General features: G+C 62.0%; 9 protein-coding genes. 6 read left to right on the top strand and 3 right to left on the bottom strand.

The annotated features are described in order from the left end of the window. Positions 1–135 precede the first annotated feature (135 nt). Entirely contained in the window at positions 136–645 is a 510-nt protein-coding gene (locus VDP79_RS00795; RefSeq protein WP_323016345.1) for a peptidylprolyl isomerase, read from the top strand. Next, positions 638–1,417: a UDP-2,3-diacylglucosamine diphosphatase gene (locus VDP79_RS00800; protein ID WP_323016328.1), complete on the top strand. Its 780-nt coding sequence runs from the start codon at positions 638–640 to the stop codon at positions 1,415–1,417. The genes VDP79_RS00795 and VDP79_RS00800 overlap by 8 nt, the downstream gene beginning before the upstream one ends. Here VDP79_RS00800 and VDP79_RS00805 read toward each other — a convergent pair. Next, on the bottom strand, positions 1,409–2,989 hold the full coding sequence (locus tag VDP79_RS00805; protein WP_323016329.1) for a TerC family protein: 1,581 nt from the start codon (positions 2,987–2,989) through the stop codon (positions 1,409–1,411). The genes VDP79_RS00800 and VDP79_RS00805 overlap by 9 nt on opposite strands. Before the next feature lie 12 nt (positions 2,990–3,001). After that, the gene (locus VDP79_RS00810; protein WP_323016330.1) at positions 3,002–3,781 is read right to left on the bottom strand and encodes an inositol monophosphatase family protein; all 780 of its coding nucleotides are present in this window, start codon (positions 3,779–3,781) and stop codon (positions 3,002–3,004) included. A 40-nt stretch (positions 3,782–3,821) separates the two neighbouring features. Here VDP79_RS00810 and VDP79_RS00815 point away from each other — a divergent pair, with 40 nt between their 5' ends. Together VDP79_RS00815 and cysE are read left to right on the top strand one after the other, a co-directional pair. Then, on the top strand, positions 3,822–4,646 hold the full coding sequence (locus tag VDP79_RS00815) for an RNA methyltransferase (RefSeq protein ID WP_323016331.1): 825 nt from the start codon (positions 3,822–3,824) through the stop codon (positions 4,644–4,646). 6 nt (positions 4,647–4,652) lie between these two features. After that, on the top strand, positions 4,653–5,540 hold the full coding sequence (gene cysE, locus VDP79_RS00820; RefSeq protein ID WP_323016332.1) for a serine O-acetyltransferase: 888 nt from the start codon (positions 4,653–4,655) through the stop codon (positions 5,538–5,540). Here the strand turns inward: cysE and VDP79_RS00825 are convergent. Further along, positions 5,537–6,334: a mechanosensitive ion channel family protein gene (locus VDP79_RS00825; protein ID WP_323016333.1), complete on the bottom strand. Its 798-nt coding sequence runs from the start codon at positions 6,332–6,334 to the stop codon at positions 5,537–5,539. The genes cysE and VDP79_RS00825 overlap by 4 nt on opposite strands. Positions 6,335–6,792: 458 nt before the next feature. On the opposite strand from VDP79_RS00825, the gene VDP79_RS00830 reads away from it, so the two are divergent. Together VDP79_RS00830 and VDP79_RS00835 are read left to right on the top strand one after the other, a co-directional pair. Continuing rightward, entirely contained in the window at positions 6,793–7,104 is a 312-nt protein-coding gene (locus VDP79_RS00830; protein WP_323016334.1) for a HigA family addiction module antitoxin, read from the top strand. A gap of 557 nt (positions 7,105–7,661) precedes the next feature. Beyond that, positions 7,662–8,812, top strand: a protein-coding gene (locus VDP79_RS00835) for an IS3 family transposase (protein ID WP_323016337.1) whose coding sequence is annotated in 2 segments (ribosomal slippage) — positions 7,662–7,911 and positions 7,911–8,812 — 1,152 coding nt in all. Because the reading frame shifts where the segments join, the coding sequence is not laid out codon by codon here. Positions 8,813–8,826: the final 14 nt, after the last annotated feature.

The following is an 8,826-nucleotide window of genomic DNA, read 5'->3' on the forward strand; positions in this document are numbered from 1 at the left end:
GCCATGTCCCACCCCTTTTCCTCTCCGCGCATCCTGACCGGAATGCGCGTCCTCAGTCTGGGCTGCGCTCTGATCCTGGCCCCCGGCCTGTCAAGCGCCCAGACCACTCCTCTTCAATCCACCCAAGGCACATCCATGAGCACAAACCCGCACGTCAAGCTGCATACCAACAAGGGCGATATGCTGATCGAACTGGATGCCGAAAAGGCGCCCAAGACGGTCGAAAATTTCCTGAGCTACGTCCAGGAAGGCTTCTACAACGGCACGGTCTTTCACCGCGTCATCAACAACTTCATGATCCAGGGCGGCGGCTTTGAACCCGGCATGAAACAGAAACAGACCCACGCCCCCGTGGAAAACGAGGCCAACAACGGCCTGAAGAACGACCGCTACACGCTGGCCATGGCCCGCACGTCCGACCCGCATTCGGCCACCGCACAGTTCTTCATCAACGTGGCGGACAACGAATTCCTGAATTTCACCGCCCCCACGTCCAACGGCTGGGGTTATGCGGTCTTTGGCCGGGTCATCGAAGGCACCGACATCGTCGACGAGATCAAAAAGGTCAAGACCGGCAGCAAGGGCTTTCACCAAGACGTCCCCGTCGAGGACGTGATCCTCGAAAGCGCGACGCTGGTTGAATAAGACCGCACTGCCAGGCGATCTCTGGATCGCCTCGGACATCCATCTGGGCGCGGCTGCCCCGCAGACAGCCCGCGCCTTTTACGATTTTCTGGCGCACGCCCGAACGCAGGCGCAGGCTCTGATCCTGTGCGGCGACATTTTCGATGCCTGGATCGGTGACGACCATGCGCTGCGCCAGCCGCCCGACTGGCTGGAGACCGCGCTGCACGAACTGCGCCTGACCGCGCAGCTCATCCCCGTCTGGCTGGTCCGGGGCAATCGTGATTTTCTGATGGGCAAGGCCCTGGCGAACGCGCTGGGCGCACGGCTGATGGCCGCCCCTATCCGCCTGGATACGGACGCCGGCCCCATCCTGCTGGCGCACGGCGACGAATACTGCACGGACGACCTGGCCTACCAACGTTTTCGGCGCGTGGTGCACACACCCTGGATTCAATCCCTGTTTCTGGCGCTGCCGCTGACCCTGCGCCGCAAGATCGCCGGCTGGGCGCGGAACCGCAGCCGTCAGGCCCAGCAAGGCAAGCCGCTGCAGATCATGGATGTGAATACCCAAGCCGTTACGCAGGCGCTGCAATCCGCTGGCTGCGACGTGCTGATCCACGGACACACGCACCGGCCTGCCGTGCATGCGCTGGATCTGGATGGCCGCCCCGCGCAACGCTACGTGCTGCCCGATTGGGAATGCGACCATGCCCAACCGCCGCGCGGCGGCTGGATTTCGGTTTCAAAGACGGACGGCGTGCGGATGCACCCGTGGCCGCCCCTACCCTAAGACCTCGACATCCGGGTCCACGCCCAGCGGACCCAGGCGTTCGATCTGCACGGCAGCGATCCGGCGGCCTTCCAGGGCGGCAATCGTAAAGCGGAAGCCATCGTAATCGTGCACCAGTTCGCACTGGTCGCCCACTTCGGGCAGGCGCCCGAAGCGGCTGAGCAGATAGCCCGCAAGCGTGGAGTATTCCTCGTCGTCGCCCACCAGGCCGTCGGTATGCAGGATCTGTTCCAGATGATGCAAGTCGGCCGCGCCATCCACCCGCCAGCGGCCATGCCCCTGGTCGATGATGTCGGGGGCTTCGTCCTCGTCCGGGAATTCGCCGGCAATGGCCTCGAAAATATCGATGGGCGTCACCACCCCGACGATGGAACCGAATTCGTCGGCCACCAGCACCAGCAGGCCATGGGCGCGCTTGAGCGTTTCCATCAGCTGCAGGATCTGGATGGTTTCATGCACGATGATCGGTTCGCGCAGCCGGGTTTCGCGGATATGGCCGTGCTCCAGCAGGTCCAGCAGCAGTTCCTTGGCCCGGCCGACCCCGACGACTTCGTCCAGCGTGCCCCGGCAGACCGGGAAGAAACTATGGGGTTCCCGGATCAGCTGTTCGCGCAGTTCTTCCGCCGAAGACGCCAGATTGATCCAGGAGACGTCGGTGCGCGGTGTCATGACCGAATGCACATTGCGGTCGCTTAAGGTCAGCACGCCGCTGACCATATTGCGTTCCTCGTCGACGAACGCCTGCAGCGGCTGGGGGGATGTCTGATCGGATTCGGGTTCCGGGCCGACCAGGGGCTTGCGCCCCAGCATCAGCAGCACGGTTTCGGCAGTGCGTTCGCGCAAAGGCCGGCGCATTTCCGCCCGGCGCACATTGCGCTTGGCCCATTGGTTCAGGGTTTCGATCAGCACCGAGAATATGATGGCCGCGTACAGATAGCCTTTGGGCACCGCGAATTTGAAGCCATCGGCGACCAGCGAAAATCCGATCGTCAACAAAAAGCCCAGGCACAGAATGACCACGGTCTGGTGCGCATTGACAAAGGCGGTCAGCGGCTTGGATGCCACCAACATCACCCCCATGGCAATGATCACCGCCGCCATCATGATTTCCAGATGGTCCACCATCCCGACGGCCGTGATGACGGAATCGATGGAAAACACCGCATCCAGAATCACGATCTGCGTGACGATCACCCAGAAACCGGCATGGATGCGCGACCCGGTCGCGTGCTGCGTGCGGCCTTCGATACGGTCATGCAGCTCAAACGTGCCTTTGAAGAGCAGAAAGAACCCGCCCACGATCAGGATCAGATCGCGCCCCGAAAACCCCATGTCACCCAGGTGGAACAAGGGGGCGGTCAATTTGACCAGATGGGACATCAGGGTCAGCAGCAACAGCCGCATGATCAGAGCCAGGCTAAGGCCCAGCACCCTGGCCCGATCGCGCTCTTTGGGGGGGAGCTTGTCGACCAAAATGGCGATGAAAACCAGATTGTCGATGCCCAGGACGATTTCCAGGACAATCAGGGTGAACAAGCCCACCCAGGCTGCCGGATCCAGCAACCATTCCATCATATTTCCTTATCAGGCCTGCAGGCGGGTCATCATTTGCGCGAAGATCTTGGGTGCGGCTGCCAGCACATTGCCGGACTTCATCCAGGTTTGCTCGCCCTGGAAATCCGCCACCAACCCGCCGGATTCCAGCACCAGCAAGCTGCCTGCCGCCATGTCCCAGGGTTTCAGGCTGACGCCGCAAAAACCGTCCAGACGCCCGCTGGCCACCCAGGCCAGGTCCAGCACGGTGGACCCCGTGCGGCGAGCGGCGGCGCAATCGGCCAGCAGCGGCACAAACGGCGAACCCGCCGGCAGCGCCGTGGATTGGGGAATGTGCGAGGCCAGCAACGCGTCGTGATAGCGCAGGCAGGACGACACCCGCACGCGGCGGTCGTTCAGGAAAGCGCCGCTGCCCCGGCTGGCGGTGAACATTTCATTGCGGGCGGGATCGTAGACCACCGCATGCGCGGCCTGCCCGCGATGCATGAGGGCGATGGATACCGCATAGTGCTGGAAGCCATGAATGAAGTTCGTGGTGCCGTCCAGGGGGTCGATCACCCAGCGGAATTCAGGTTCCGCGCCGCCAGACCCGGCATGTTCGCCGGATTCTTCGCCCAGAAACCCATGTTCGGGATAGGCTGTGCGTAAAATGTCGATAATGGATTCCTCGGCCGCGCGATCGACTTCGGTCACGTAGTCCTTTGGGCCTTTACGCGCCACATTCAGGCGTTCAAGGTCCAGGCTGGCGCGGTTGATGATGGCGCCTGCACGGCGTGCCGCCTTGATGGCGGTGTTAAGCATCGGATGCATAGGTTTCCAAAGATCACGGGTAACAAGTTCTCTATTTTAAATGACTCTACCAGTTTCCTCCGATTCACCCCTTTGCGGGCCGGATATCTTTGCCCGGGTGCGCTTCATCATGGTCAGCCCCAGCCATCCCGGCAACGTCGGATCGGCGGCGCGGGCCATCAAGACCATGGGGTTTCACGACCTGCATCTGGTCGCGCCAGGCGACCCGGATGTGCTCAGCCACCCCGACGCCCAGGCCCTGGCCAGCGGGGCGGGCGACATCCTGGAACAGGCCCGCATCCACGGCAGCCTGGCCGAGGCGCTGGGATCGACCACCTTGGCCTTTGCCCTGACGGCCCGTGCGCGCGCCCTGGGCCCCCCGCCCTGTGATATCCGTGAAGCCGCCACACAGGCCGCAGCTGAATTGGCGCAAGCCGACGCCCAGGTCGCCATCGTGCTGGGGACGGAACGATCCGGCCTGTCGAACGACGACATCATGCTGTGCCAGCAGATCTGCCACATCCCGGCCAATCCGGTCTACAGTTCCCTGAACGTATCGCAGGCGCTGCAGCTGGCGGCCTGGGAAATGCGCTATGCCCTGCTGCCCCTGACGCATCAGGCCCGCCTGCCCGACACCCACGGACGCCACGACCCCGGCGCCGATCCGGCCGGCAGCGACCGCGTCCAGGCCCTGTTGGATCATTTTGAACAGGCGCTGATCGCCGTCGAATTTCTGGACCCGCAGCACCCCAAGAAACTTGCGCCCCGCATGCGCCAGATGTGGACGCGCAACCGCCTGAGCATCGACGAAGTCGACATGCTGCGCGGCCTGTGCACCGCCATGATCCGCACCGCCCGACGCGCCCACTCCCAGGACCCCGTCTGAACCATCATGTTTGAACAGCTCCGCGAAGAAATCACCTGCATCCACGAACGCGATCCGGCCGCCCGCAGCCGCATCGAGATCCTGCTCTGCTATCCCGGCCTGCATGCCATCCTGATCCATCGCATGGCCCACGGCCTGTGGCGGCGCGGCTGGTACCTGGCCGGGCGCTGCGTCTCGCACTGCGGGCGCCTGCTGACCGGCATTGAAATTCACCCCGGCGCCCAGATCGGCCGGCGCGTCTTCATCGATCACGGATTCGGGGTCGTGATCGGGGAAACCGCTGAAATCGGCGACGACTGCACGATCTACCAGGGAGTCACCCTGGGTGGCACCCGCCTGTACAAAGGCGAAAAGCGCCATCCCACCCTGGAAACCGGCGTCGTAGTCGGCGCCGGCGCACAGATCCTGGGCGGATTCACCGTGGGGGCCCACGCCCGCATCGGGTCCAATGCCGTGGTGATCAAGCCTGTCCCGTCCGGCGCCACTGCCGTCGGCAATCCGGCCCGCATCATCTTGCCGCAGGACCACGCGGCAGATGCCGCATCCGGCGCGGCAGAACCGGCGCCGGCGCCCGCTGCATCCACGGCGCAAGACGAGCTGCCCTGCCAGTCCGAGTGGACCGCGCGCCCCCTGCAGGAACTGCTGCAGCGCAGCCGCCCCAACGAAGACGGTCCTGCCGCCCCTGCCGATCCGGCAGAGGAGTTCGCCGCCTACGGGGTAGGCCGCGCGGACGACGACCCCCTGGTCAAGGTGCTGCACGAACTGATCAACCACACCGCCCAGCAGGACAAACGCATTCATCGTTTGTGCCAGGCCATGGAAGACCTGGGCCAGCGTGTTGAAAACGGTCAGCGCCCGCTGGATGTGGAGCGCCTGAACCGGATGGTGGATTAAGCCGCCGCATCCACCGTGGTGCGCACCTCGCGCAGCGGAATCGGGCTGCGCAGACCCGCATCCCGCAAGGTCTGCGGCGCCCGGCGCTGCAGATCGAAGCGCACATCCCAATATTTATCCGACAGCGTCCACAAACGGATGTTCAGCATCACGGTGCTGTCACGGTATTCCATCACCATGACTTCCGGCGCCGGGTCTTTCAGAACGTCGGCATGCTGGTCCACCAGCCGCTGCAAGGCCGCCAGGGCGGATTCCAGATCGTCGTCGTGACGCACCCCCACCATCAGGTCCAGACGGCGTGTGGCGTTGCGGCTGTAATTGATGATAGGGTTGCCCCACACCAGCGAATTGGGCAGCAGCAGATGAATGCCATCGACCTGTACCAGCCGCGTCATGAACAGGCCGATTTCATCGACCGTCCCCAAGCCCTTGCCTTCCACCGAGACGAATTCGCCTGCCCGCACCGGGCGCAACAGCAGCAGCATGATGCCGGCCGCGAAATTCTGCAGCGTCCCCTGCAAAGCCAAACCGATGGCCAGGGCGGAAGCCCCCAACATCGCCACCAGGCTGGCCGTCTGCACCCCCAAACGGGCCAGCACCGCCAACAGCACGACCGTGCGCACGGACCAGACCGTGACGCTGCGCAAAATGGGGATGACCGTGGGGTCGATGCGCGAGGAATGATCCGCCAGACGGCGCACCAGGCGACCCAGCAGATTGGAAATCGCCCAACCGATGATCAGGATGAGCAAGGTCACGGCCAAGTGCACGACGGCGTCTTGAAAGTCAGGCATGGATGCCCAGAAAATTCGGAATTGTTCCATGATTAGGCCATTTATGTAGTTGGGAAAGACCGGAGGATTTTACCGTGCCGGATTTGTCCACGCGGATTGTGGACAAGGTCATGGACAAGTCTGGGATCGCGGTGATTTGTTATTTCCAATCAAATGCTTATCGATGATGATGGAAATTTGACCAGCGTCTGTTGGCGTGTGGCGCGGCTGGTTTATCCACCGCTCGTGTGGATAAGGTCATGGATAAACCAAGGGTTACTACTGATTATGCCGGGAGATCAAGGACTTGGGTGCAGCGCACAAAAATAACCCGCTGTGCTGAACTTATCCACGAAAATTGTGGACAAGCTCGGGGATAAGCGAAGGGGGATCTGGAGGGTGTGGTTTTGGATCAAGGGCTTAGGAGTGGGGGGTGGGAAATGAGCGGGGATGGGCTGTAAATTGGAGGGATGCACATCATGAGCAAAAACGGCATGCGGCCTATACACCCTGGCGAAGTGCTACGCGAGGACTATCTACAGCCTTTGCGCATGAGCGCGAACGCGCTGGCGCGGGCCTTGCTTGTCCCTGCTACTCGCATCAATCACATCCTGCACGAACGGCAAAGCATCACCGCCGACACAGCCCTACGACTGAGCCGCTATTTCGGTGGAGATGCGCAGTCTTGGCTGAATCTACAAACCACTTTTGATTTACGAACTGCAGAACTGAATTCAGAACTGCAAGCCGAGCTGAAGGGGATTCGGCCTAGTGGGACTACGTTGGGATGAGTAGTGATACCTTCCCCTGGGGCGGCTTACGGCCAGAAGCAGCCAGTCACAGCAAACGAAAGCGGACGCTCAACGTTGGAGTTGAGCCGCGCGCGGCGTCCATGGTGGCATGCCGTTTCGTGTCGGCTCGAACGACAGGTTAGGCGTCATTGCACTCGATAGCGTTCATGAGCGTGTCGTTGGCCATGGTGAAGTTCTGCAACTGGCCTTGGAGTTCGTAGGCCCACTTGGCCCCGTGGAACAGGTTGTTCCTGAACCTATATACGATGATTAGCAGAGATGCGACGCAGTCTGCAGGGTTGTTGTTCTGTTCTCGCAGCGCTGCTTCCACAAGAGCCGGATTGTCGTTGCCCCTGAGGTGAAGGTGTTGGAAGTGGCGTGACTGCTGTCCACCGGGAAAGTACCTATCGCGGAAGTATTGAAGGGCTGCGTCGAAGCGCTCGGCATGCAGTGCCTGACTTGCAGCCCACTCACGGGTGAGTGAATCGGCCCGGAACCTCTAGACACCCATATGCCTCATAATGGGGCGATGAGGAGTCATCATGAGCACGAAGGCCATGCAGAAGCGTTTTTCCGAAGAGTTCAAGATCGAGGCTGTGCGCCAGACGACCGAGCGCGGCCACAAGGTGGCCGATGTTGCAGCGCGTTTGGGGATCAGTACCTGGAGCCTGTATCAGTGGCGTAAACAGTACGCTGGTGACGAGGGCAGCCGCCGCGAGGCCGGTGAACAGGCTCAGGAAGTTCGGCGCCTGAAGGCCGAGCTGCGGCGTGTGACCGAGGAGCGCGACATCTTAAAAAAAGCGGCGGCGTACTTCGCGAAGCAGTCCCAGTGAAGTACGCCTTCGTTCGGGACCACACGACCGTCTTTCCGGTGCGACGTATGTGCGCGGTGCTCGGTATCCATCCCAGCGGCTACTACGCCTGGCGCCGTTCTCCACACAGCGCTCGCACTCTGGAGGATCAGCGGCTCGTAGGGCTCATTCGTCAGAGCTGGCAGGACAGCGAGTACATCTACGGCTATCGCAAGGTGACCCACGACCTACGGGATCTGGGCGAGATCTGTGGCAGGCACCGGGTGGCGCGGATCATGCGCGAGCATCACCTGCGTTCTCAGACGGGTTACAAGCGCCGGCGGCCGGGTAACCGAGGCGGGCACCCCAGCTTGGTGGCTGAGAACCTCTTGCAGCAACAGTTCGACGTGGCTGCGCCCGATCAGGCGTGGGTGACCGACATCACCTATATCCGCACTCATGAGGGATGGTTGTATCTGGCGGTGGTGATCGACCTCTTTGCGCGCACCGTGGTCGGGTGGTCCATGGGCAGTCGCATCGATAGCGATCTGGTGCTCAACGCCTTGTTAGCGGCCGTCTGGCGCCGCCGTCCGAAGACTGAGGTCATCATCCATAGCGATCAGGGCAGCCAGTTCGGTAGCCACGATTGGCGTGATTTCTTGAAGTCCCATCGGCTCAAACCAAGCATGAGTCGGCGCGGCAATTGCCATGACAACGCCGTGGCCGAGAGCTTCTTCCAGCTGCTCAAGCGCGAACGGATCCGCCGTCGCGTCTACGCCACCCGGGAGCAGGCCAGGGCTGATATCTTCGATTACATCGAGATGTTCTACAACCCGAAACGGCGCCACAGCCATGCCGGTGATCTCTCACCGGTAGAATTCGAGAACCAGCATTTTTTGAAGACCGGGACCGTCTAGAAAACCCGGGCCGA

Origin of the sequence: Castellaniella sp. (genome assembly GCF_034675905.1) — a bacterium.
Taxonomy (GTDB): domain Bacteria; phylum Pseudomonadota; class Gammaproteobacteria; order Burkholderiales; family Burkholderiaceae_B; genus Castellaniella.

Excerpts from the sequence above, each read along its gene's own strand:
- cysE (WP_323016332.1), top strand. The coding sequence starts at position 4,653 with ATGTTTGAACAGCTCCGCGAAGAAATCACCTGCATCCACGAACGCGAT.
- VDP79_RS00815 (WP_323016331.1), top strand. The coding sequence starts at position 3,822 with ATGACTCTACCAGTTTCCTCCGATTCACCCCTTTGCGGGCCGGATATC.
- VDP79_RS00795 (WP_323016345.1), top strand. The coding sequence starts at position 136 with ATGAGCACAAACCCGCACGTCAAGCTGCATACCAACAAGGGCGATATG.
- VDP79_RS00810 (WP_323016330.1), bottom strand. The coding sequence starts at position 3,781 with ATGCATCCGATGCTTAACACCGCCATCAAGGCGGCACGCCGTGCAGGC.
- VDP79_RS00825 (WP_323016333.1), bottom strand. The coding sequence starts at position 6,334 with ATGCCTGACTTTCAAGACGCCGTCGTGCACTTGGCCGTGACCTTGCTC.
- VDP79_RS00830 (WP_323016334.1), top strand. The coding sequence starts at position 6,793 with ATGAGCAAAAACGGCATGCGGCCTATACACCCTGGCGAAGTGCTACGC.
- VDP79_RS00805 (WP_323016329.1), bottom strand. The coding sequence starts at position 2,989 with ATGGAATGGTTGCTGGATCCGGCAGCCTGGGTGGGCTTGTTCACCCTG.